Here is a 23190-nt window from a genome sequence, read left to right as displayed (position 1 = left end):
GTAGTCGGGTGCGGCCCTGATCCACCGGACGGCGGCCGTTTCGAGGCCCTGAGTGCGGCGCGATCCGAGACTCAGGGCTTGCAAGTGCAGCTGGACATGCGGGGGTTCCCCGCCCGTTGCCGCCGCCACGAGACCGGGTCCGAGATCGTCCGGCACACGGAGCCTTGCGCACGTCACCATGGGACTCGGGGCCGTAGGAGCCGGCCAGGATTCTGCCGTGCTCCGCCCCCCGGCAGTAGGGATGACGGGCGAGCAAGGCCGCCGGCTCAGCTGGTCTGGCCCTCGGGGATGTAGTTGGCGTACGCCTCGATGCGGATGATCAGTCCGGCATCGTTGAAGGCGAAGTGGACCGCGGCGTGTACCCCACCGCGCTCACCGGTCTTCGCGGTTACGCGGACCACGTGCTGCTGGAGAACTCCGCCCGGCTGGGAGAGCTGGCGGATGATGTCGTAGCGGATCGATTCGTAGAGGCCGATCTGCTTCTTCAGCCCCTCGAAGTACTGCTCAAGTGTTTCGTCGCCCTTGCCGTCGTTGTGCCAGACGGTGGCTGTCTCGTCGCACATGGCGCGCGCGGCGTCCCAGTCGGTCTTCTCCAGAGCCAGAAGGTAGGCGATGACCTTGTTCTTGAGGTCTTGGCTCATAATGCCCTCTTGTCGGGTGGGGGTTGCGTGTTGCCAGTAGGGGGCGGGACCGGTTACCGGTCGCCGGATGGGGCCCGCGATTCAGGCGGGGGGTGGGTTGCCGTGGTTGACGATCCCGTAGTCCGACGCGAGGTCGGTGTGCTCGGCGTCGGCGCGCGCGTCGGCGGGCCCGACCGAGTGGAAGAGGCTCTCGATGGCCCCGGGGTTGTTGATGACGAGGACTTCTGCGGTCGGTGTGATGGTCTGGAAGGTGTGGGGGACCAGCCGCGACACGTAGACGTAGGCGCCCGGTTCGGCGTCGTGCACCTCGCACGCGTCGAGTGAGGTCGATCCGACCCAGAACCGGACGCGGCCGGCAAGGACCACCCAGCTCTCGTCCTCCCGGCTGTGGGTGTGCAGTGGGGGCGCATCCCCGCGGCCCACGGTCAGACGCATGACACTGACTGCTCCACTCGTCTCATGGTTGGTCGCCACCTGCTCGATGACGTTGTTGTAGTAGCGAAAGTCCTGGCCGTCGCCTGGGTTTCGCACGAGGGCGATGCTCATGTCTCTGCCTCCTCACGACGCGGTCCCCGCAGGGGTGACCGGCTCGTCGAAGTCGATGTGGTGGGTGATGCGGTCAGGGATGCACCGGTGACCTGCGGGTCGTCCGGCGGCGGTGGGCGCCGCTCCTGCGCGCTGCCCGAGTGACCCGCACCGCTGGTCTTACGGCGCCGCCTGTGACGGAAGAGGGCACTTCTGCCGGAGAGTTGCCCGTCGACGGCGCTGCGATGGTGCTTGCAGGGCCGGTCTCAGAGGGTGATGCAGAACGGGTGTCCGGCCGGGTCGAGCAGGATGCGCCGCCGTTCGGGCAGCGGTTGCGGGTCGGCGACGACGGCCCCCAGAGCGATGAGCCGGGCTTGGGCCGCGTCCAGGTCGTCCACGCCCAGTTCGAGATGAGCCTGCTTCTGTACCGGGGAGTGCGGCCAGGTGGGAGGCTGGTAGTCGTCCAGACGGTAGAAGCCCAGCCCGGGTGAGCCCGCGCGGCTCAGGAACACGAAGCCGTCGGTGGAGAGAGTGATGGGCAGGCCGAGGGCCTCGCTGTAGAAGTGCGCGAGCTCGGCGGGATCGGGGCAGTCAAGGGTGACGCCCAGGTATCGGATCGCGGGGTGGGGCGGAATGTGCGAAGACATCAGGAAACTCCCGGTGACGAGGTCAGGTCGGGCCGCGCTGACCGGGGACGGTCAACGAGTCCTCCCTGTAAGGAACGGTGGCGGCCTGGCTGCGGGCAGGCGTCATCACCAGGTGTGGTGACGGTGAGCGTGTCGAGGCCGCGAGGGTCTGCCGATGCGGGTAGCAGGCGCCCGTCGTGCACTGCCTGGGCGGGACGCTGCCCCTGGCTGTTGCTGCGGGGCAGCGTGGCGGGGCGCCGGGACCCGGGGACCGGAAGGGTCTGCGCGCCCTGTCAGGAGAAGGCGTGCCGGCGGATATGGCGGTTGATGTCGTTGAAGCTGTTGGTTGTCACGACCAGCTGTGGTGCCTCGTCAGTGCGTCGACGACTCTGGTGGCTGGCGAATCCACTGAGGCAGGAGTTCGTACAGCCGGACCGCGATCTCCCCCGGGTCGCAGTCGGTGTTGCCTCCGACCGCGGCCGAGAAGACTCCGTGTACGCCGGAGGCCGTGTAGACGTCCTCGACCGAGTTGTTCGCGCCGGACTCCTGCTCGTCCACACCGAGGTCGCGCCGAAGAGCGTGCAGTTGCTCTAGGAGGAGGTCGCCAATCCCCATCAACCCACTCGACGATCGCCAGGTCGAAGCCAGCAGGAACAGGCTCTTACGCTGCCGAAGAGAGTCGAGCATGGCATTCAGCGTGGCCACTGCGACGGCAGTCGGGTCCGCGCCCATCCGCCGATCGCGGATGTTCAGGTCGTGAAGGGCGCGGAAATCGTCTGCGATCACGTACACCGCGGCCTCTTCAACCGAGTCGAAGTGGTTGTAGAAGGTGGCACGGTGGATACCGGCGGCTTCCGCCAGTGCGGAGACCGAAGGACATGACTGCGTCCGCTCCATGAGATCGGCCAGCGTGTCCGCGATCGCCCGTCGCGAGCGGGTGAAGCGCGGATCCGCTTCGACTGCCGAAGGCTGCTCACTCACCATGGCCGCACCCTACTTCGAGGCCGATCAGCTGGCTCCGCCGCCTCGGGTTTCGGCCACCGCCTGCGCGGCCCGGCCACCGGCATGGAAGCCGTCGACACCTTCCCGGTACCGGAAACTCCGCTCAGTATTGCCGTCGCCGCAGGCACGGACGCCACGCGCTCCCGCCCCATGTCGGCGTCGGGCACCTTTCGCGCACCGAGATTCACGTAGGACATGACACTCCTTCCCTGACTTCACTCTCGACGATACCACTATTCGACACCTGTCGATTAGTGGTTTACGGTGATTGACGAAACAGCCCGCCACCTAAGGACGCACCATGTCGGACACCGACAGCAGCACCACCCTCACGGCCACGGCAGACAAGCTCGCCGTGGTTGAGACCCTCTACCGCTACGCCGCAGGCCTAGACCTGCGGGACAAGGACCTTCTCGCCTCCGCGTTCGCGGACGACGCTGTAGCCGACTTCGGGCCAGCCACGAGGAAGGCCGGCCAGGAGTACCCGCCGATCAACGGCGGGGAGACCATCGCTTCGGCTCTGCTGGGTTCGCTCAGTCACCTGGACACCACGCACTCCGTGAGCAATCCGCGGGTGAGTCTCGACGGCGACACGGCACACCTGGAAGGGATCGTGGCGTGCCAGCATCTGCCCCGGGAGGCCCACTCGCGTCACGTCCTGATGACCAACCGGTACGACGTCGCCCTGATCAGGAGCGGCGAGGTCTGGGTCATCCAGCGCGTGACCGTCGACAACGCCTGGACCGAGGGCGATCCCACCGTCCTCGCCGGCATCTAGGAAAGAGCCGCCGGGCGCCGACCCCTCCGCAACGCACGGTCTGCGGGCCGGAAGCGGCAGACACTGGCCGACCGACGCCCTGCAGCAGGTGCGCCCGGAAACGCCCCACGGCGGACACGACCGTCGCAGTCCTCGGCCGGCGGCCGGTGCCGGCCAAGGACTGGGAAGCGGACGGGCCCGCCTGCTCTCCTGGCTCGCACACCGTTGATCCACTGCGAGCAGTGCTGCACGGCACCGATGAAACGGGCGCTCACGCTTCCAGCATGGCGGCCACCTCGTCGGCACCGGCCCTTCGGCCGCCTCCGAGCGGCACGAGCGGCAGCCCCCGGGCGCCTCAGCCTGCAGGCCCAGCCAGGTGTCGCTCTTCGACGACACGCCACGAGATTGGCAGCGTTACAGACGCTCTGAGCACATATCGAAGCGCGGGTGCGCCGGGCGCGGACCTACAGGGGCCAGCCCCGCATGCCACCCGAGTTCGTGACGTGACGCATTCACTCGAAGACGATCCGGACCAGGCGGCTGCGCCCCTGCCCCCGCAAGCCGCCCTCGACTCCTCCCCATCACGCCCATCACGATAGGAACCTCCTGAGCGACACCTCCGCTCCCGACGACTCGGACCGCACCGAGATCTATGACCTGCTCACGGCCTACGCCTTCGGCCTGGACCGTCGCGACTTCGCTCGCGTCGCGTCCGTCTTCACCGAGGATGCCGAGGTACACAATGTCTTCGACGCCTACCTGCCGGAGGGCGAGAAGTTCAGCGGTCTGACAACAGGCGGCAGCGCTGTCGCGGACGGCGCTCGCCAGCTGTTCAGCAACCTCGACGCGACGCAGCACCTGCTGAGTGCCCAGAGCGTCGACATCACGGACACGGACGCGAAGGTGTCCACACAGATCGTCGCCCATCACCACAGGGGCAGCGACTACTACCACACCGGCGGCACCTACGAGGACGACCTCGTGCGCACCCTCGACGGCTGGCGCATCTCCCGCCGCACGCTGCGCATCTCCTGGACAACCGGCAGCCCGCAGGTGTTCCTGGCGCCGTGAACCATGAAGCGGGCCAGACCTGCTGAGATGACCGGTGAACCCGGCAACAGCCTCTTGTACCGGTCCCGTTGCGGCCCGCTTGGGACACTTCCTCTCTCGGCTAGGCCATCGCGTGGATATCCCCACGGTTGCGGTCGGCCGGCTTCCGTGGGTTCCTTCGTCCCGGCACTGATTCCGTACAGGACGGGTGCCTGCCTGGGTGTGGCGCACCCACCCTCACACAGCCTCCCTCTACGGAGTCCCGTCCACGAGTGTGGTGTTCGCACCCCAACGCACCTTCACGGTGCCGCGCCGGAAACCCGAATTGAACCCCTCCACCTGATCAGAGGAGCACGTCATGCAGCACAGGACACTCGGCAGCCAGGGCCTTGAGGTCTCGGCGATCGGTTACGGAACGATGGGCCTGACGATGTCCTACGGCCCCGGCGACACCGTCCAGGGCATCGCGGCCATCCAGCGCGCTCACGACCTGGGCGTCACCCTCTTCGACACCGCCGAGTTCTACGGCTGGGGCACCGGCTCCAACGAGAAGCTGCTCGGTGAGGCCGTCAAGGACTTCCGCGACGAGGTGGTCCTGGCCACCAAGTTCGGCATCGACATGTCGCTGCCTCCCGAGCAGATCGGCGCCGCCCTCGACAGCCGCCCGGAGACCATTCGCAAGGTCGCCGACAACAGCCTGCGCTACCTGGGCGTCGACCACATCGACGTCTTCTACCAGCATCGCGTCGACCCGGACGTGCCCATCGAGGACGTCGCCGGCACCGTCAAGGAACTCATCGACGCCGGCAAGGTGAAGTACTTCGGCCTGAGCGAGGCCGGCCACGAGACCATCCGCAAGGCACACGCCGTGCAGCCGGTCTCCGTCCTGCAGACCGAATACTCCCTCTTCGAGCGGGACATCGAGCAGATCTTTCCCACCCTCGACGAACTGGGCATCGGCTTCGTCGCCTACGCACCGCTGGGCCGCGGCTTCATCACCGGCGGGGCCAAGCCGGCAGGCCAGTACGACGCCACTGACATCCGCAACGTCGATGCACGCTGGCAGCCGGGCAACTTCGAGAAGAACGTCGAAGCCGTCGGGCTGCTCACCGACCTCGCAGCCACGAAGGGAGCCACGGTCTCCCAACTCGCCCTGGCCTGGCTCCTCGCACAGGGCGAGCACAAGGTGCCCATCCCTGGTACCCGAAGCCCGAAGCGCGTGGAAGAAAACACCCGCGCCGCCGAACTCGCGCTGACCGCCGCCGACCTGGCCGCGATCAACGACATCCTCCCGCACGGCGGCTTCGGCGCCCGCTACGACGAGGACTACGCGCCCACCTGGATCTGACCCCTGCCCGCGAAATGCGCAGGGCAGCCTGCATGTTGGCGACGTCCTCGCAGAAGAGCGCCGGACGCGCGGCACATCCGGCTCGGGTCGGCTGCACCTTGAGCCCACGGACAGCAGCCGGCCGGTCGACACCGATCTGCTGCAACAGCGCCTGCCGTCCTGGACCCGGCCGAGCCCAGGAATGCAGGCGCCGCATACCCCCGACATGCATCTGTGCACGACAGAACAGGACACTCCATGACTGAGCACGCCCGTATGACCACACGCTTCAGCCGGGACACCACCGCCGACGAGATCGTCCGAGGCGTCGATCTGGCAGGCAAACGCGCTGTTGTCACCGGAGGTGCCTCGGGAATCGGTGTCGAAACGGCCCGCAGCCTGGCTCGCGCCGGCGCCGAGGTGACCCTTGCAGTACGTAACATCGAGGTCGGACATGCCGTAGCCGCGGACATCACCGCCACCACCGGCAACCCCGGACCTTGGAACTGACATCCCCCGCCTCGGTCGCCTCATTCGCAGCCTCCTGGAAAGGCCCGCTGCACATCCTGGTCAACAACGCTGGCGTCATGGCCCTGCCCGAACTGCACCGCACCTCTGAGGGCTGGGAGTATCAGTTCGCCGCCAACCACCTGGGACACTTCCGTCTGGCCCTGGCCCTGGCCCTGGCCCTGCAACCGGCATTGGCCGCGGCTGGAGGAGCCCGGATCGTGGCCGTCAGCTCCAGTGGCCATCTGGCCTCCCCGCTCGTCTTTGACGACATCCACTTCGCACACCGCGCCTACGACCCCTGGCTGGCCTACGGCCAGTCCAAGACCGCCAACGCGCTGTTCGCCGTAGAGGCGCACCGCCGCTGGTCCGGCCAGGGCATCACGGCCAATGCCCTGATGCCCGGCGGAATCCGCACCGGACTGCAGCGCCACCTCACCGAGTCCTCAACGGACCTCGAACAGAAGAAGATCTTCGACGCCTACCCGTGGCGCACCGTCCAGCAGGGCGCTGCCACCTCCGTCCTCCTGGCGGCCTCCCCTCTCGTGGAAGGCGTCGGTGGACGCTACTTCGAATACTGCAACGAAGCGCTCCCCAGCAACGTCGCCCCTCCCGCCGGCGAAGCCGACGGGGTAGCGGCTCACGCCCTGGACCCCGAGGCTGCCCAACGTCTGTGGCAGGTTTCCGAGGACCTGCTCGCGAGCTGACCACGGCTGCGGGTCCCAGCGGTGCGAGGTTACCCGCGACCTGCGACCCGGCCCATCGAGTGCAGCCGGACAGACCGTGCGTGCAGGACCCTCTGCCGCCGGGGTTCGGGTCGTCCGGTGTGACCGGCCTCAGACGACGCCCGCCCGGCGGACGAAGTGCGCGTGGCCTGCCCGGACTCGACAGAGCCCTGCACGTCATGGAGCAGTCTCTGGCGCACTGGAACAGATGGTGAGCCGACCGAGGAGCCCGTGGCCTCCCCGGTCGCGCCTATGAACGCAGCTCAGAAGCAGGCTACGGCCATGCCCTGGCGGTGTCGTGCATCCGCGGCCTCAAGACTGAGCACCGCCCCACCGATGCCGGCGCCGACGACGCTCCACTCTCCTGGACACGGCGGTCACGGCGTTCGCACTTCGCCGGTCGGAAAGTCCGGGATCGGCGTGAAGACTTCGATCATAGCGGTGTCTTCGAGGGCCACCGCAGAATGAGGCACTCCGCCGGGGATTCCGAGAGCCTCGCCTGCTCCCAGGACAAGTTCCCTGCCGTCCACCACGTATTTCATCCGACCGGTCAGGATGACGTCGATCTGTTCCATCGGATGGATCTCCTGCTCGGCTGGATCCGCCGGATTCGGGATCACAGTGCCCGCCGCGATCTCGACTCGCAGCACCTGCGCCTTGTCGGCTGTCAGGGCTTTGATCATGATCCGGTCACCGAAACCTCCCAGCGGCGTCGGCTCGATCTGATCCCAGATTCGGTGCTGCGGGCGGCCGAGTTCGTACGTTGAGGTGTGTTCTATAGCCATGCAAGGACGCTACGGCGAGATCAGGACAGCTTCAGTCCTGGTTGTCAGGCAGACCCGCGGGTGTGCCCGACACCTGCGGTTGGGGGCACTGCCGCCGCCCTGCTTGACGACTCTAGACCGTGCCGCGGGTATCTCGACTGGCCAGTCCGGCATCCTTCCTGAGAACGCCGCCAGACCACCCCAGAAGTCGGGGACGTCACGCTGTCTACAGCTAACCGGGACAGCAGTAGCCAATCCATCCCACCCAACTGCACTGCAGGTCACGCCGACGTGTTGCCCACACTGGCCTGGGACAGGACATCGGCGTCACAGCCCTGGGAGATCACCGACTCAAACTGCGGGGGTGGGTGCCCGGTGGCGGGATCGCGGAGGGCATTGGGGGAGGGCGTAGAGAAGTAGGCGTCGCCGTCGGTGTCGTCCAGAGGGCGAGGCATACGGTGCGGCCGGGGACATGGATGTCGCAACAGCCGACCGGGCCCTTTCGGGGTGGCGCCGTGGCCACAGTGTGGCCAGAGGGGTGGAGTCGGGAACGGGGCGGGGCTCGGTTGTGGCACACCCGGAGGACGATCGAGCACGGCCGGATAGTTGCCGACCGCGCCTTCGAGACTGCAATGGGTTGGCCGAGGCATGACGCGCTATCAGTTCTGCGTATGAGCGGCGCAGGAAGCGGCTGAGCAACCGCCATGCTTCCAGGACGCCTCCACCGTCGGACGGCTGGCGGAGACGGACTCGCCTCGAGCATTCCGCAGGTTCTGATAGCCGGGCTTACCGATAAGGAATGGCACGAGCAGCAGTTGCTCGATGAATGCCTGAAAGCTGATATGCCGAGGCGGTAACGCCGATTACGGCTCACTACCGCGAGCGTCGCGCGGGAAGCGATCACCTCTCCCACAGGAGCTGATCTCCAAGCATCTACTCTGCTGCACTTCAGCCCCGCTCGTGAGCCCCCAGCGCGAAGGACCCTGCGGACAGCGCCGGCAACTCCGCCGCCGTGGCGGAGTTGCTCACCTTCTCCCGGCCACTACCAGCGAGCGCGTGCACCGTAAGATTCGGCGCCTCGCTGCCGAGCAGCAACAGCGCAGCCGACACCTGCAGGAGATCAGCCACTTCGCCGTGCACGGTGTCCTGGCCCGCACCCGCCGAACCAACCAGCTGCTCGCCGAGGTCGCCCGCGCAGTGGTCTATCCAATCACCTGGCGCGGCATCTGCAGCACCGGGGCCGGGATCCCAACCTCCGGCACCCCGGGTCACAGCACCGCGCGGCCGCGATCGCGGCTGTCCTGGGGGCCTCCTACCTCACCGGCGGCTGGCCGGCCCTCCTGTGCGCTGTCCTCATCCCCTGGCTCCTGCCTATCCACAGTTCGCCTGGCTCAGCCTGCTCAACGAGCACACCTGGTTCGACCTCGAACCACGCACCGGCTCCCCGGCCTGGGTGGAAGCCGACCGATGCCTGCGGCTCTACCCGCACAACCGCGCCCTGGCCGCCTTCGCCGCAACCATCTGGCTCCCTACGGCGACCTCCACCACTACGCCCACTCCGCCCACCCCGCCGTGCGCTGGAACCACCTCCCCGCCCTCGAACGCCACCTCCAGCCGCACTTCACCCCCGACAGCCTCCTGACCGGCCTTCGGTCCGTGATCGCCCACCACGGCCGAGCCCTCGTCCTCCACGCCACCGCCAGGCCGGGCACGGGCAAAACAGCCCCCAGCGGGTAGCCACCAGCCATGCGGAGGCCCCGGAACCCCGTCCCGGGTCCGGGGCCTCCGGCATGTCCAGTACGGCGTCCCTACGTCTCCGCTCCCCGGGGGAGAGGAGAGTGCTCCTCCGCGACGTACCAGATGAGGCTGCCTCCAGCGCGCCATTGGCCGTCAGGTTCGAGCAGCCCAGACTGCCGAGCCTGGCTTTCGCGGTATCGCCCTCTTCGACTTCGGATGACCGCCAGAACGGGGCCTGCTGGCAGTCCGAACGTTTTCACAGTTCACCGGACGTGAAAGCGGCCTCCGGCTGAGCGGTGCGGCACGTCCGGGGTGACGCGTCACTGGCCGACGTGCGGTCAGAAGTCGTACGGCTTCTCGGTGCTCCAGTTCAGCACGTCGGCCTCGTTCCAGCGGAACTGCGGCTTGTCGCCCTTGCTGTCGACGGAGTAGAAGGGGCCGTCGTGACCGTCCGCGCCGCGCAGCGCGATGGCGAACGACTGCGCCGTCTGGTTGTCCGAGCCGTAGTCGAAGAGGTTCACCGCGCTGTAGGCCGTGCCGCCGGGCTGGAGCGTGATGCGCTGGTCGCCGCCCGGGTTGTCCTTCTTCGAGTGCGGCAGTACGGCCTCGTCGTCGCCGAGCTTCACGGACGGGTACGAGGTGACCCAGCACGGCGTGTCGCCCTCGTTCGACGCGGTGATCAGCAGGTGGTCGCCCTGCTGGTCGGCGAGCTGGTGCACCGCGGTGACCATCATCTCGTCGCCGCGGCACTGCTGGGCGGCCGTTGTGCTCTTGCTCGCGACCTCGTCCGACCCACCCGAGGCGGTCGTCGAGCGCTCGCCCCTCTTGGCGTCACCGCCGCTCTTGGCCTGCTCCGCGCCGCCCTTGCCGTCCCCGTCGGACGCGGACCGGCTCTGCGAGGTGCCAGCGGTCTTGTCGCCGCCCGCCGCCTTCGAGCCGCCGTCGGCGCCGCCGCAGGCGGTCAGGCCCAGCGCCAACGCGGCGGTGACGGTGGCCAGGGCGGCGGTACGAATCCGGAAAGTACGCATGATCAGGTTCCCCCTGCGTCTCGTGCGGGAGCCTTCTTCGGCGTCCCGCGGCGTGGACACCACCTTTCCCGGGGCCACTGACGTTCTGGAAACGCCTCACTCACGTCCCGCAAACACACCGCGCCCGAACGGGTGAGGCCGAGCCGCGGGCGGCCTGGAGTTCCTCACCGTGGAGCTGGCGCCCGCACGCGGCCCCGAACAGTCTCAAAGCTCCACAGGGTCTCTGAGCTGCGAATACGCGTCCATGCTCAATCCACCGGATAGAGCGCTCATCCGCCAAGTAGCACGCTCAGCCACAACACATGTGACTGAGCGCTCGACCTGGCCCGTGAGTGCTTCAGGTTGCCCGGCTGAGCGTGAGAGTCGGCCTGGCCCGCTGGTCGGCCATGCGTTGGGGTGTGAAGAGTTGGCCAAGCGATGCAAGGCTCATGAACCTCGGTGCGGCGGACGGGCCTGGTTCACGCTGTAGGCCCTGCCGGGGCAACGTCTGCCGTCGCGGGTCAGGTCGTGCGCGCGGCGGTGATCAGCTTGGGCAGGTCGGTCTCGAAACCTGTTACGAGGTGCCGCCACGGGTGCGCAGGTCTTCGTTGATGCGCTGGGCTTCTTCGAGTTGGTCTTCGAGGATGATGATGCGGCAGGCGGCGTCGATGGGGGTGCCTGCGTCGACGAGTTCGCGGGCGCGGGCGGCGATGCGCAGCTGGTAGCGGGAGTAGCGGCGGTGGCCGCCTTCGGAGCGCAGTGGGGTGATCAGGCGGTGCTCGCCCAGGGCGCGGAGGAAGGCGGGGGTGGTGCCGAGCATGTCGGCGGCCCGGCCCATGGTGTAGGCGGGGTAGTCGTCGTCGTCGATCTTGTCGACGGGGCGGGTACTGGGAGGGGGCATAGACCTCTTCTTTCGGGGGCGCGTTGAGGGGCCCGGGTGCCGTACTGGCATCCGGGCCCCGAGCTTTCAACACCATCTACCGGCTGACTGCGCCGGCCTTCTTGTTCCGCAGGTCCGCCTGGGAGGGCGGAAGTGCGGGGATCGCGGATGCGTGACCGGGGACCACCTTCCAATCCGGGGCCTGCGGTACCCGAGCGGTGTTCTTCCTCGCCCGGGCGATCCTGATGGCGTCTGCTCCTTACCTCATTCGGTTACTCGGTTGTACTGCTGGCATCGCGGGTACTGCATGCGGCCCCTGGGGCCGCTCGGCCCGGCAGCCAGTGGAGGAACCCCCTTGTCCGGCCCCGCCACTCCACTGCCGTTCCGCATCCTGCTCGACCTGCTCGCACGGCAGTTCATCTCTGCCGTGCCCTCTTCGACTTCTTGGCTACGAGGAAACACTAACCCCCGCACACATCCATGTCTACTCTTGCCATGACACATTTTCTCAACACTCAGTGATTGGACTTCTGCCTCGTACGCACCCGGAACAGTGCCATCCGGGATTGAAGAACGGCCCAGCGGGCACAAGCTCAGCCCGGCGGCACAACCGACCCAGGCGGGGTGTGAGCGCGTGAACAACACGACGACAACCAGCACCGCAGCCCCCAGACCCCCTGTCGTCGTTGAAGACGACAGCCCCGCCGACATCCCTCGCGCCCGCGACCTCGCCCGTGCTTTCACCGACAGCCTCGACCCGGCCCCGGCCCCGGCCCCCGAAACCGCGAACTCGCAACCAACGCCCTGCGCCACGGCGGCGGCCACTACACCCTCCACCTCAGCGCCACCGCCGACGCGGTGAACGTCGCCGTCAGCGACCTCAACCCAACGCCCCCGCGCGAACGTACCCCCGACCTCAACGACGGCACCGGCGGCTTCGGATGGCACATGATCCGCCGCCTCACGTGCAACGTCACCATCACCCCCGGCCCCGGACAGGGGAAGACCATCCACGCCCGCCTCACACGATGACCCCGCCCACTAGAGCCTTGCACCAGGTGGCTGTCCAACTCGGCGCGCCCCGACGCATGACCAACCTGCGGAGGGCCAGGCGACCTCTCACACTCGGCCGGGCCACCTGAAGCACTCACGGGCCAGGCCGAGCGCTCAGTCACAACACCCAACGACACGCCGGACGTCGGCTCACCGCCCCCAAGAATCGAACAGGCGGATCATTCTGGCCATGGCCAGAGCCTACGACTTCCCCCGGACCTGCTCGCCGCGCAGGAAGAACTCCACCAGGTCGCCGCCACCCTCACGGCACTCCTCAAGGGCCTCCCGTGGTCCGTTGAGCCACACCCGGGATTCAGCGACCTCGACATCTGGCGCCCGCGGCAGCGTCCCGCGACTGACGGCTGGTCCGAGGAGGACCAGGCGGAGGTACAGCGGTTGCGGGACCGGCAGCGAAAGCTGGTCTTCACCGTCATCACACACGCCTTCTGGGCAACCCTCGAGGGCCCGGAACTCGTCACCGAGCGGACGCAGCTCAAGCACACCCATGACGCCGCGTCCGCCGCGTAGCTGTGGACGCCTTCAGCCCCGACCCCCAGGACCGGGACGCCCCCGGGCCACTGGCATGGGTCGAGCTGGCTGACGGCCAGAGCGTCACAGCCCAGGTCATCGGTCGTCTCGACCGCCGCAGCTCCGGGGGCGGTTGGTGGTACGAGGTCCGTCTGCCCGTATGGGCCGAAGTGCGGCTACCGGACCGCGTCACGGTTGAACCCGACTCGGTCGTAATGCGCGTCCCCGCTCGGCTGGTCACCTCCATCGAGGGCACCGACTACTCCGCCGTGCCGACTCAGCGGCAACGCCCGCCAGCCCGGCCGCCCCGCTCCTCCCTCACCGCCCCGGCAGGCCGGTGGAGCATGCAGCACCTGCCCGCGCCTGCTGGCGGCCCCGGGCGCCGGGTCATCCACCACGAATCGTGCTGGATACCGACCGGCGCCGCCGACCTCACGCTCGACCAGGCGCTGCGCGAGCTCACCCGGCCGGGCAGCGAACCGTGCACCGCCTGCGATGCCCGCCATCTCCCGACGTCCTGACGCCGGCAGAGGCGACATCGCCCGCCGGCCGCCTCAGCAGCGCACCCAGGGCCCCGCTCCCGCGCCTGCATCAGGCCGATAGGCGGTCTGAGCTGGGCACTCTGCCGCTGGCGTGTTTAGGCTGGGACATCCCAGGGGGGCGTAGGAGGTGTCCCATGCGTCCCGTTTGGAGTGGAGCTGTCACCTTTGGATTGGTGACGATTTCAGTGAAAATGTACTCAGCGACCGAGGATCACTCGATCCGATTCCGGCAGATCCACTTGCCCGATCACGGCCTCATCCGTAACCGGAAGGTGTGCGAGCTGGACGGGCAAGTCCTCGAACAGCACGAGATCGGCCGAGCCTACGAAGCGTCGAAAGACCTGCTCGTGCCCATCACCGATGAGGACCTGGACAACCTGCCGCTGCCCACGGCTCGGGCTATCGACGTGCAGGCATTCGTTCCCGAGGATCGGCTTGATGCCATCCGCTACGACAAGCCGTACTACCTCGAGGGAGACGGCGCCGTCGCCGCCAAGCCGTACGTTCTCCTACGCGAAGCCCTCAAGCGCAGCGACAAGGTGGCCATCGCCAAATTCGCCTTCCGTGGCCGCGAACGCCTCGGCGCACTGCGCGTCGTCGAGGATGCGATCGCCCTACAGGTCATGCACTGGGACGACGAAATCCGATCCGCCCAAGGCATCGCACCCAGCGGCGTCGACATCTCCGACTCCGAAGTGGATGAGGCCATGGCCCTCATGGACGCCATCGGCCCCACCGACATCAGCCAGTACCGCGACCAGTACCGCGAAGCCATGGAAGCGATCATCAGAGCAAAGACTGAGGGAGTCGAGCTGCCTCACGCGGAGGCGCCGGCCGAGCCAAAGGGCAAGGTCGTAGACCTGATGTCCGCGTTGCAGGACAGTGTGCGGGCCGCCAGGAAGAGCCGCGGCGAGGACACCGGCGACGAAGCCGAGGTGCACGAGATCAGCAGGCAGCGGGCGCCGAAGAAGAGCACCGCGAAGAAGACCACCGCGAAGAAGGAGAGCGGGAGCGGGAAGAAGACGGCCGCGAAGAAGACCTCGAGGAAGAGGCCCGCGTCGTAACCGAACGCGGGCAGGTAAGGCGCTTGCCGCTCCGCGGCCCGGGCCCGGAGCGGCCTGCTACTGGTCGGGGTGAACGGCCTGGACGCCAGCCCCTTCGTACAGGTCGGGCGTAAGGGTGAGCAGGAAGCGCCCGGCAGGGAAGTCGGCGCAGGGGCGGGCGGCGTGGATGGCGTGGACGGCTGCCCAGGGGTACCCGGCAGGCAGCAACCCAGCGGCGGTGAGCGCGGCTTCCGTGTCGAAGGGCTCGATCGTGATGAACCGCAGCCCCTTGATATAGGCCAGGAGACCTGACTGCCCGCTGTCGCCGACCGTCAGGGAGAGCACCGGGGCGTACAGGGTACCCAGGCCCCCGGACGCCTGGACGTAGAACGCGGCGACGGCCTCGTTGTACGGATCTTTGGGGTCGTGGAGAGCGGCGGCGGTCGTGTGGTCCAGGACGACCGCGATCGGCCCCACTATGCGGCCGCCGAGCCCTGGCCGGCGGCGAGGCGCTCCAGGAGACCGCGGGCCTTCGCCTCGGCCTCCTCGCTGGGCACGTTGCCCAGGACGGAGGCGAGTTCGGCGCGGGCCTGCGCGGCACGCTCCGCGTACTCGGCCTGGGTCGGCCGGCCCTCGGCGAGCTCCTCGACAAGCTGCCGGATCGTCGTGTTGCCCTCGGCCGCCAGAACGGCAAGCCGGTCACGCGCGGCCGAGCTCACCTTGATACTCGTTTCGTCTGCCATACCCTCGACTCTACTGCGAGTAGAGGGACGGGCGCAGCCCGACGGGCAAGGGGAGCCGCCGGAGCCCCCCGGCCGCCTGTGCCTCGTCACGTACTACGGTCAGGAGGGCCGATCCGGCGAGCGAAGCACACCACTCTCGCGAAGGTGAGCGAGGTGCTCCAGCCCGCCCGGCCGGTACAGCGGCGCCGCATCGATGTCAGCCTCGGTGGCGCTCACCCGACGGACACTGCCCGTCTCGAGCTGGGTGCCGGCAGGAGGTTGCGGCTGCGGACCGTGGCCGAGCTGTCTGCGCGTGATGCTCATAGCAGTTGATCGTATGACCCCACATGGGCCGACCGCGCCGCTGCACACGGATCCGCGCGTTGCGAGTCCACTGGAGCGCTCAAACGGCTGCGGCCCCGTACCTGCTGATCACCAGCAGGTACGGGGCCGTAGCCTCAGGTTCTAAACGTCAGCCGGCGTCGGGGCCCTGCCCTCAAGCTCCCAGGTCAGGAGACGCTGTCAGGGTCGATGCCCTGCGCACGAGCGAGGGCGACCAGAAGACGTTCCATCGAGCCGATGGCGTCTCCCATCGTGCCAACGGCACGCTCGATCCCGTCCAGACGCTGAGTGATCGACCGGTCTCCCGGCGCTCCGACGGCGTTGGCGAGGGAATCGATGTTCCCGAACGCCGTACGCTGCTGCTCACCGATCGTCGCCAGCTGCTCGCTGTGCTCCGCAAGTGTCCGCCCAGTGCGGAACGCCTCCGCCTCCAGGTCCCGCAGCCGCTCGTCGTACGTCGCCGCCTCATTCGCCATGCCCACCATTGTCTCAGGCGCTGTGCCTTGGATCAGCCGCTTCCGGCAGCTTGGGCCCACCGGTGCTCACGCCCTTCGACGTGCGCGCTTCAGCCACCGCCGCAGCGCGCCCCGCCGCCCGTCTTCACCCGGGCCGGGCGGCGGGAAGGGCGGCAGCGGTGGCCCCTGCCAGGGCTGCTCCGGGGCGGCGTCTGCGGGAACGGCCGGCGGCTGCTCGGGCCTGGGCGGAACGCCTGCCGCTGGCTGACCGGCGGGGGCCGGGCCCGCGTCGGGCGCGGCGGCGGGGGCATCCGTTGTGGCCGGCTCGTTCATGCCAGCCGCCGGGGCATCCTGCGCTGGTGGCCGCAGCTCTGTAGACGGGTGCGGCTCGGGTGAGGTGGGTTGTGCTGCGTTCCTCTCGGCGGGCGGCTGGTCGCTCGGTATCGGCACTGGCGGTCGCGGCGCAGCTGGTGGGGTGGCGGGTGGTGCGGACTGGCGGGCCGTACGCCGTCGACGGGCCTGGGCGTGGCCGCGCTGCGCGGCCGTGACCGGGGGCGGGCAGCGCGGTGGGGTGGCCTGGTCGTCATCGTCGGTGGTCCAGTACGCGAGTTGCCAGTGCTCACCCGCCCACATGCGCAGCTGGGGCAGGTGCCCACCGTCGAAGACCGAGGAGGAGGCCGGCCGTCGGGCGGCGGCCGCGGTCGACCTCCACACCGGCCCGACCCCCGACGATCCGAGCGCGCTGGAGCTTCAGGAGTGCCCGGTGTGGCTACGAGGCGTTCAGCTCCGACGGCGGCGACGAGCTGGGCATGCGGGTCGGCACCGGTGAATGCCTGGTGTGCCACTACCGGCGCAGCCCGGCCATCGCCAACGCCATCGTGTCGTCTGCCACGAGAACGTCAGTGGTACTGCCAGGAAGTGTCAGTGGATTGCTTCGATCGTGAACGCGCCGTGCGTGTGGGACAGGCGGAGGAGTGGCGCCAAGGCCCGATGCTGCACCCCGTCATGTGCGGCTCGGTATTCGCTCCGAATCCCCTGACCTGACGCGACCGGGCGGGCTCAGCGGCCGGCTTCGGCCTCGGCCGTGACGTCGCGGATGCCGCGCGGGCGTCCGGCCTTGACCCACATCCGGTGCAGGACCGCGGCGATCGCGACCGCGGCGACCCAGGGAGGCGATCGGCTCGCCCCGGGAGAGGTTGACCACCAGCACGAAGGCGACGGCGACCGCGCCCACGAGGTTGACCGCCGCGTGTCCGAAGCGGCGTTCGCGCAGCGAGAAGCGGGACATGGCGATCAGTCCGGCCAGGAAGGCCATGAACACCGAAACGGCGTAGAACAGGACCAGCCGCTGGTCGTCACCGCCGGCCGCGATGATCACGACCGCGGAGACGGCCAGGAAGAGCAGCACGCCCCAGTACGGGGCGTGGTGCAGTTGGTACGTCCCCACACGGCGGGCAGGATTCCGGCATCGGTGCCGCCATGGCCGTGGTGACGGGCCAGTGCTTTCAGCAGGCCGGGCCCGGCCTGGAAGGAGGAGGACGCGGCCGAGAGCAGCAGCAGCGCGGTGAGGAGCTGGAAGATCGCGTACAGGGTGCCGGGGGCGGCGTTGTGGGCCAGGTCCAGGACGGGTGGGCATTCCTGCCGAAGATGCGCAATTCTGGATGATGTGTCTGGTCGCGCGCAGCTCGCACACGCGGACGCGATCGGCGACCACACCGGAGGTTCTACAGCCGATGAGCAGCCCCGAGCATGAACCGGCAGGCGCCCGCGACACCACCGAGGGTCACACCTACACGATCACCGGCGGCGACTGGGACGAGATCTTCTCCGCGGCGGAGAAGGCGGACGACGAGCGGATCATCGTCAACATGGGTCCGCAGCACCCGTCCACGCACGGTGTGCTGCGGCTGATCCTGGAGATCGACGGCGAGACGGTGAAGGAGGCCCGCTGCGGCATCGGCTACCTGCACACCGGCATCGAGAAGAACATGGAGTTCCGCAACTGGGTCCAGGGCACGACGTTCGTGACCCGCATGGACTACCTGATGCCGCTGTTCAACGAGACGGCCTACTGCCTGGCGGTGGAGAAGCTGCTGGGCATCACCGACCACATCCCGGAGCGGGCGAGCGTCATCCGCGTGATGATGATGGAGCTCAACCGGATCTCCTCCCATCTGGTCGCCGTGGCCGCAGGCGGGATGGAGATCGGCTCCACCACGCTGATGGTCTACGGCTTCCGTGACCGCGAGGTCATCCTCGACATCTTCGAGCTGGTCACCGGCCTGCGCATGAACCACGGCTACGTGCGGCCCGGCGGGCTGGCGCAGGACCTGCCGCCCGGCGCGCTGGACGATATCCGCGAGGGCGTGAGGCTGCTGCGCTCGCGGCTGCCCGAGTACGACAAGCTCGCCACCAACAACCCGGCCTTCAAGGCCCGGCTGATGGACGTCGGCTATCTGAACCTGGCGGGCTGCATGGCGCTGGGCGCGACCGGCCCGATCCTGCGGGCCACCGGCCTGCCGCACGACCTGCGCAAGTCGCAGCCGTACTGTGGCTACGAGGGCTACGACTTCGAGGTCGAGACCGCCGACACCTGCGACTCCTACGGGCGGTTCCTGATCCGGCTGCACGAGATGGAGCAGTCGCTGCGGATCGTCGAGCAGTGCCTGGAACAGCTCACGGGCGGCGGCGGCGAGGTAATGGTCGCGGACAAGAAGATCGCGTGGCCGGCCCAGCTGTCGCTCGGCGCGGACGGGCTCGGCAACTCGCTGGACCACATTCGCAAGATCATGGGCGAGTCCATGGAGGCGCTGATCTACCACTTCAAGCTGGTGACGGAGGGCTTCCGCGTCCCGCCGGGGCAGACCTACACGGCGGTCGAGTCCCCCAGGGGCGAGCTGGGCGTGCACGTAGTCTCCGACGGCGGCACGCGCCCCTACCGGGTGCACTTCCGCGACCCGAGCTTCACCAACCTGCAGACGATGGCCGCGATGTGCGAGGGCGGGCAGGTCGCGGACGTCATCGTCGCCGTGGCCGGCATCGACCCGGTGATGGGAGGCGTGGACCGGTGAGAGCCATCGCGTGACCGTGGTTGACTCGTCCGCCCGTTCCCCGACTCCGGCGACGGCTGCGGCGCCCCTTGGGCACCCGACCTGCATCACCGGACCTGTGGCCCTCAGCCCCTTCGGGGTGCCTTTAACGAGCGGGCGAACCAGGTGACAAGTAACCCGCCAGTAGTCTTCAGATCGAAGGGGCGGGCTTTTGTCCTGTCTGGGGCCGGGGCCCGGGGAACGGAACGGGAAACCGGTGTTGCTGTCAGGAGTTTTGACGGCGGGTCTTTCTGTGCTGGACAGGACCGTTTCGACCGCCTCTGAGGGGCACGGCCGTGATACGAGAGGGTGCCGTCCATCAGAGATGGGCGGCACCCTCGTGAGCGGTTCGGTTCAGTTGTCGAGTGCCTGCCGGATACGGCGGGAGGGGCTGAAGGTGTAGAGGTCGAGGATGTCGGGCGCCTGCGTGAGGCCGGGGCCGCGGGCTTCGACCCAGGCGGTGATGTCCCGCGACGCGTCCGGGTCGTTCACCAGGCCGAGCCAGACAGGGCGTCCACCGGCTTTGCGGCCCTCGGCGGAGGGCTGGATGACGATCAAGAAGTTGCGCCGCCAGCTCAACTCCCTTCCTTGGAAAGACATCCCGCTTCAGGGACGCACCCGGGGCATCGGCCACGGCCGCTCGGAGATCCGCCGGATCAAGGTTGCCACCGTCAACAGCCTCCTCTTCCCCGGAGCCTGCCAGGCCGTCCAGATCAAGCGCCGGCGCACCGACCGTCAAGACCGGCAAGACCACGGTCAAGACGGTCTACGCCGTCACCAGCCTGACCGCCGAGCAGGCCACCCCAGCCCAGATCACCCCACTCGTCCGCGACCACTGGCAGATCGAGGCCCTGCACCACATCCGCGACACCACCTTCGCCGAGGACGCCTCCCAGCTGCGGACCGGCAACGCGCCGCGCGCGATGGCCACCTGGCGCAACCTCGCCATCGGAGCCCTCCGCACGGCCGGAGTGAAGAACATCGCGGTCGGCCTCCGCCACAATGCCCGCGCCCCTCGGCGCCCCCTCGCGCTACTCGGCCTCGGATGATCACGAACCAGACGTCACGGCACTACGCCGAAGCCCTGACCCCTCATGTTCATCGGCCTCGCCTGAGCACGAAGTGGACGTCACTCGACTACGGCGAAGCCCGGAGGGCTGTCGCAGAATAACTTCAGGCTTTGATTTTGGTCAGGCGGTCTGTCTCGCGAGGTCATCGAGTGGAACGGCGCTTCGTCGTTCGTGAGTTATTTTCCGACGGCTCCCTGGGCCGCTCAGGGGTCGACCGGGTCCGGCGCATGCGTTCTCGGCGTTCTCTCAGGCCGAGAACGAGAGGTAACGCCGCCTCAGATGGTCGGGGTGTCGTCAACAATCGGCCTGTGAATCTCAATGACCGGCTTCCACCCCGCGGAGAACTCGATGAAGTCTGCACGGGTGGGGTAGGTGTCGAACGCGCGACGGTCACGTTTGGGGCTGTCGGTCCCCTTGCGCCCCCGGGGAATCTGCTCCTCGAAGATGTCGACCTTCACGTCGGGAACCTCCTTGAGGCCCTGGCGCCAGATCTGTACGGTGTCGGCGCCGAAGGCCTGCCGGGCCGCAGCGTAAAGGGCCGTGAGGGCTCCCTTGTCCCCACCAGGGACGAAAAGTGCCAGGTTCAGCACGACACCGGCGGACTGGAGGACCTCGATGGTCACCGAGCCGTTCTCGTCAGCCAAGTAGATTCCGGCTTCATTCTCGTCGTCGGGAAGGCAGGAGACCTCTTCCTGGAATACGGTTCTCGCCGTGATCGAGCCGCCCTCGAAATCCTCACCGGACTTGGTCAGAAAAGCAGGGACATAGCAGTCGGGAAGCTTGAGTTCTGCCGTGTCGGCGGAAATGAAGAGCCTGTCCTTCACGCCGAGCTTTGTCACCTCTTCCAGCGAGAGGCGGCGAGCGGTGATCTTCTCCGTGTTCACGATTTCCCTTTCAGGTTGCACTGTCCCTCCGAACAAGGACGCTACCACGAAACCCTGAGGTCAACTGCCCAGTAATCTTTGGGTAAATGGCCTCCGATGACCTGCGCGGGAGGATGCCGAAGCGAGTGCCACTCGGTCGGGAACACGCATCCGCCAGGTAGTGTCCCTCGTCATGCTGTTGGGGATCAACTGGCGGTTGCATTTCGGTGCGCTGGGTAGCACGGAGGAACTAAAAGAGAGTTTACGACAAATGTCACCCATATCACCTTCGGGGAGGTGGCGGCGAGGTAAGGCGATCCATTCGTCGTGCATCTCGAAGAGCGCAGCGGAAACCATCCGGATGGTCCGACAGCGCAACAACGGAGACCCCCACCGGCAACATCTGGATGGAGCGCGAACCGGAAGTCGCTTACTACCGCGCCCTCTTCGGTCAGGACTTCGGCGTAGTCGGCTGACGCCCGGTTGCTGACGTCTCGTCATGTTGGGCAGGGGTTCGGTACACAGCAGGCACGGACGTCCGCGATCATGGAGTTCTCTACGCTCTGTGACCTTTTACTGCCCGTGCCTGCCGACGCATCATCTCTGACCTCCCCTGCCTTTGAACAGCTCAGACCGCATCCGGAAGTGTCCGGGAGCGATCTTCCGGATCTGCTGGAACGCCTCGCACAGGTCCCGGACCCGCGGGATCCGCGGGGAGTACGGCACCCTCTCGTGACGCTCCTGGCACTGACGGCCTGCGCGGTCCTCGCCGGAGCGCGACCCCTGCTCGCGGTGAGTGAATGGGTAGCCGACGCACCGCCGGCCCTGCTCGAACGGCTCGGCACGGCCGTCGACCCGCTGGTCCCGAAATGGTCCTGGCCCGCGGAATCCACGATCCGGCGACTGCTCGCCAGAATCGACGCGGACGCCCTGGACCGGGCGGTCGGAGCCGGGCTCGCGGACCGGCAGACCAGGGGACAAGGGCTGCGAGGGCTCGCGGTCGACGGGAAGTCGCTGCGGGGTGCGGCCCGCGCGAAGGGACGGGAGATCCACCTCCTGGTCGCCTGCGACCACGTGAACGCACTGGTCCTGGCCCAGATGGACGTTGGTGAGAAGACCAACGAGATCACCCGCTTCCGGCCTCTGCTCGACACCCTCGAGGATCTGGCCGGCACAGTCGTCACCAGCGACGCGATGCACACCCAGCATGACCACGCCGTCTACCTGCTCGACCGGCAGGCCCACTACATCGTGATCGCCAAGCGCAACACGAAGAAGCTCCGTCGGCAGCTCAAGTCCCTTCCCTGGACGCAGATCCCACTGCAGGACAGGACCCGTGCGACCGGTCACGGCCGCCAGGAGATCCGCCGGCTGAAGGTGTGCACGGTCAACAACACGCTCTTCCCCGGCGCCCGCCAGGCCGTCCAGATCGTCCGCCGCCGCGTCCACCGCAAGACCGGGAAGATCAGCCTCAAGACCGTCTACGCGGTCACCAGCCTCACCGCCGAACAGGCCGGCCCGGCTCAGCTCGCCCGACTGATCCGAGGGCACTGGACCGTCGAAGCCCTGCACCACGTCAGGGACGTCACCTTCGCCGAGGACGCCTCCCAGCTGCGGACCGGAAACACCCCCAGAGCGATGGCCACCTGCAGAAACCTCGCGATCGGAGCTCTCCGCCTGACCGGCGCCCGCAACATTGCCTCCGGCCTCCGACGGGCAGTCCGAGACCAAACCCGGCCCCTTGCCCTTCTCGGCCTCACATGATCAAAACGGACGACAGCAAACTACGCCGAAGCCCTGGAACGGCACAGGACATCTACGAAGTGCCAAAGGAGCGGCTAAGTGCAGACGATGCTTCAGCAATACCGATGCGCTCGTATATTTCCTTTGCTTTCTGCAAGTTGACGATATCTGCCAACGGTACGCCAGCGCGAG

26 protein-coding genes and 2 pseudogenes are annotated in these 23190 nt (G+C 67.9%); 12 read left to right on the top strand and 16 right to left on the bottom strand.

The features are described 5' to 3' along the window. Positions 1–266: 266 nt before the first annotated feature. From STRVI_RS30430 to STRVI_RS46640, 4 genes are all read right to left on the bottom strand, one after another. Complete coding sequence (locus tag STRVI_RS30430) at positions 267–641, bottom strand: nuclear transport factor 2 family protein (RefSeq protein ID WP_014059418.1); 375 nt, start codon at positions 639–641, stop codon at positions 267–269. 81 nt (positions 642–722) lie between these two features. Continuing rightward, positions 723–1187, bottom strand: coding sequence for a cupin domain-containing protein (locus STRVI_RS30425; RefSeq protein WP_014059417.1), 465 nt, complete (start codon positions 1185–1187; stop codon positions 723–725). A gap of 245 nt (positions 1188–1432) precedes the next feature. Beyond that, positions 1433–1813, bottom strand: a complete 381-nt coding sequence (locus STRVI_RS30420; RefSeq protein WP_014059416.1) for a VOC family protein — start codon at positions 1811–1813, stop codon at positions 1433–1435. 351 nt (positions 1814–2164) lie between these two features. Further along, positions 2165–2776, bottom strand: coding sequence for a TetR/AcrR family transcriptional regulator (locus STRVI_RS46640; RefSeq protein ID WP_014059415.1), 612 nt, complete (start codon positions 2774–2776; stop codon positions 2165–2167). Positions 2777–3095: 319 nt separating this feature from the next. Between STRVI_RS46640 and STRVI_RS30410 the strand changes: the two genes are divergently transcribed. The 4 genes and pseudogenes from STRVI_RS30410 to STRVI_RS30400 all read left to right on the top strand — a co-directional run bounded on the left by STRVI_RS30410 (position 3096) and on the right by STRVI_RS30400 (position 7142). Then, complete coding sequence (locus tag STRVI_RS30410; protein WP_014059414.1) at positions 3096–3572, top strand: nuclear transport factor 2 family protein; 477 nt, start codon at positions 3096–3098, stop codon at positions 3570–3572. Between the two features lie 489 nt (positions 3573–4061). Then, on the top strand, positions 4062–4622 hold the full coding sequence (locus STRVI_RS48985) for a nuclear transport factor 2 family protein (protein ID WP_078505465.1): 561 nt from the start codon (positions 4062–4064) through the stop codon (positions 4620–4622). Positions 4623–4959: 337 nt separating this feature from the next. Beyond that, entirely contained in the window at positions 4960–5949 is a 990-nt protein-coding gene (locus STRVI_RS30405; protein WP_014059413.1) for an aldo/keto reductase, read from the top strand. Between the two features lie 237 nt (positions 5950–6186). Next, a pseudogene (locus STRVI_RS30400) lies at positions 6187–7142 on the top strand (SDR family NAD(P)-dependent oxidoreductase). Positions 7143–7537: 395 nt separating this feature from the next. Here STRVI_RS30400 and STRVI_RS30395 read toward each other — a convergent pair. The 3 genes from STRVI_RS30395 to STRVI_RS51840 form a co-directional block, all read right to left on the bottom strand. Beyond that, entirely contained in the window at positions 7538–7945 is a 408-nt protein-coding gene (locus STRVI_RS30395) for a cupin domain-containing protein (protein ID WP_014059412.1), read from the bottom strand. Positions 7946–8205: 260 nt separating this feature from the next. Beyond that, a complete protein-coding gene (locus STRVI_RS53010) occupies positions 8206–8379 on the bottom strand; it encodes a hypothetical protein (RefSeq protein ID WP_167543239.1) in 174 nt (57 codons plus the stop codon). A gap of 493 nt (positions 8380–8872) precedes the next feature. Continuing rightward, on the bottom strand, positions 8873–9052 hold the full coding sequence (locus tag STRVI_RS51840) for a hypothetical protein (protein WP_043236782.1): 180 nt from the start codon (positions 9050–9052) through the stop codon (positions 8873–8875). Between the two features lie 339 nt (positions 9053–9391). Between STRVI_RS51840 and STRVI_RS52205 the strand changes: the two genes are divergently transcribed. Beyond that, on the top strand, positions 9392–9661 hold the full coding sequence (locus STRVI_RS52205) for a hypothetical protein (RefSeq protein ID WP_150112934.1): 270 nt from the start codon (positions 9392–9394) through the stop codon (positions 9659–9661). 338 nt (positions 9662–9999) lie between these two features. Here the strand turns inward: STRVI_RS52205 and STRVI_RS30380 are convergent, their stop codons facing one another. Both STRVI_RS30380 and STRVI_RS30375 read right to left on the bottom strand, forming a co-directional pair. Beyond that, on the bottom strand, positions 10000–10689 hold the full coding sequence (locus STRVI_RS30380; protein WP_014059411.1) for a DUF4232 domain-containing protein: 690 nt from the start codon (positions 10687–10689) through the stop codon (positions 10000–10002). 553 nt (positions 10690–11242) lie between these two features. Continuing rightward, positions 11243–11569, bottom strand: coding sequence for a MerR family transcriptional regulator (locus STRVI_RS30375; protein ID WP_014059410.1), 327 nt, complete (start codon positions 11567–11569; stop codon positions 11243–11245). Between the two features lie 783 nt (positions 11570–12352). On the opposite strand from STRVI_RS30375, the gene STRVI_RS30370 reads away from it, so the two are divergent. The 4 genes from STRVI_RS30370 (at position 12353) to STRVI_RS30355 (ending at position 14735) form a co-directional block, all read left to right on the top strand. Next, a complete protein-coding gene (locus tag STRVI_RS30370; protein ID WP_353477087.1) occupies positions 12353–12580 on the top strand; it encodes an ATP-binding protein in 228 nt (75 codons plus the stop codon). A gap of 417 nt (positions 12581–12997) precedes the next feature. Continuing rightward, on the top strand, positions 12998–13129 hold the full coding sequence (locus STRVI_RS56155; protein WP_353477054.1) for a hypothetical protein: 132 nt from the start codon (positions 12998–13000) through the stop codon (positions 13127–13129). A 2-nt stretch (positions 13130–13131) separates the two neighbouring features. Beyond that, complete coding sequence (locus STRVI_RS30360) at positions 13132–13650, top strand: DUF6233 domain-containing protein (RefSeq protein ID WP_014059409.1); 519 nt, start codon at positions 13132–13134, stop codon at positions 13648–13650. A 155-nt stretch (positions 13651–13805) separates the two neighbouring features. Then, positions 13806–14735, top strand: a complete 930-nt coding sequence (locus STRVI_RS30355) for a Ku protein (RefSeq protein WP_014059408.1) — start codon at positions 13806–13808, stop codon at positions 14733–14735. Positions 14736–14792: 57 nt separating this feature from the next. Here the strand turns inward: STRVI_RS30355 and STRVI_RS30350 are convergent, their stop codons facing one another. From STRVI_RS30350 to STRVI_RS30335, 5 genes are all read right to left on the bottom strand, one after another. Next, positions 14793–15191: a hypothetical protein gene (locus tag STRVI_RS30350; RefSeq protein ID WP_014059407.1), complete on the bottom strand. Its 399-nt coding sequence runs from the start codon at positions 15189–15191 to the stop codon at positions 14793–14795. Further along, positions 15191–15457: a hypothetical protein gene (locus STRVI_RS30345; protein ID WP_014059406.1), complete on the bottom strand. Its 267-nt coding sequence runs from the start codon at positions 15455–15457 to the stop codon at positions 15191–15193. The genes STRVI_RS30350 and STRVI_RS30345 overlap by 1 nt, the downstream gene beginning before the upstream one ends. A gap of 99 nt (positions 15458–15556) precedes the next feature. Continuing rightward, positions 15557–15760 (bottom strand): hypothetical protein, encoded by a 204-nt coding sequence (locus STRVI_RS52200; protein ID WP_150112933.1) that lies wholly within the window; start codon positions 15758–15760, stop codon positions 15557–15559. A gap of 185 nt (positions 15761–15945) precedes the next feature. Further along, entirely contained in the window at positions 15946–16254 is a 309-nt protein-coding gene (locus STRVI_RS30340; RefSeq protein ID WP_014043494.1) for a hypothetical protein, read from the bottom strand. Between the two features lie 982 nt (positions 16255–17236). After that, the gene (locus tag STRVI_RS30335) at positions 17237–17680 is read right to left on the bottom strand and encodes a hypothetical protein (protein WP_050993794.1); all 444 of its coding nucleotides are present in this window, start codon (positions 17678–17680) and stop codon (positions 17237–17239) included. A gap of 286 nt (positions 17681–17966) precedes the next feature. Here STRVI_RS30335 and STRVI_RS30330 point away from each other — a divergent pair, with 286 nt between their 5' ends. Continuing rightward, complete coding sequence (locus tag STRVI_RS30330) at positions 17967–19304, top strand: NADH-quinone oxidoreductase subunit D (protein WP_014059405.1); 1338 nt, start codon at positions 17967–17969, stop codon at positions 19302–19304. A gap of 372 nt (positions 19305–19676) precedes the next feature. Here the strand turns inward: STRVI_RS30330 and STRVI_RS30325 are convergent. Continuing rightward, a pseudogene (locus STRVI_RS30325) lies at positions 19677–19880 on the bottom strand ((2Fe-2S) ferredoxin domain-containing protein); the annotation flags it as partial. 104 nt (positions 19881–19984) lie between these two features. Here STRVI_RS30325 and STRVI_RS51120 point away from each other — a divergent pair. After that, on the top strand, positions 19985–20371 hold the full coding sequence (locus STRVI_RS51120; protein WP_251982772.1) for a transposase: 387 nt from the start codon (positions 19985–19987) through the stop codon (positions 20369–20371). 296 nt (positions 20372–20667) lie between these two features. Here the strand turns inward: STRVI_RS51120 and STRVI_RS30315 are convergent, their stop codons facing one another. After that, entirely contained in the window at positions 20668–21276 is a 609-nt protein-coding gene (locus STRVI_RS30315) for a hypothetical protein (protein ID WP_043236773.1), read from the bottom strand. Between the two features lie 525 nt (positions 21277–21801). Here STRVI_RS30315 and STRVI_RS30310 point away from each other — a divergent pair. Beyond that, complete coding sequence (locus STRVI_RS30310; protein ID WP_014059403.1) at positions 21802–23019, top strand: ISAs1 family transposase; 1218 nt, start codon at positions 21802–21804, stop codon at positions 23017–23019. The last annotated feature ends 171 nt before the right edge of the window (positions 23020–23190 follow it).

The organism is Streptomyces violaceusniger Tu 4113, assembly GCF_000147815.2.
GTDB classification, from domain to species: Bacteria; Actinomycetota; Actinomycetes; order Streptomycetales; family Streptomycetaceae; genus Streptomyces; species Streptomyces violaceusniger_A.
This window is presented reverse-complemented; position numbering and strand designations above follow the sequence as displayed.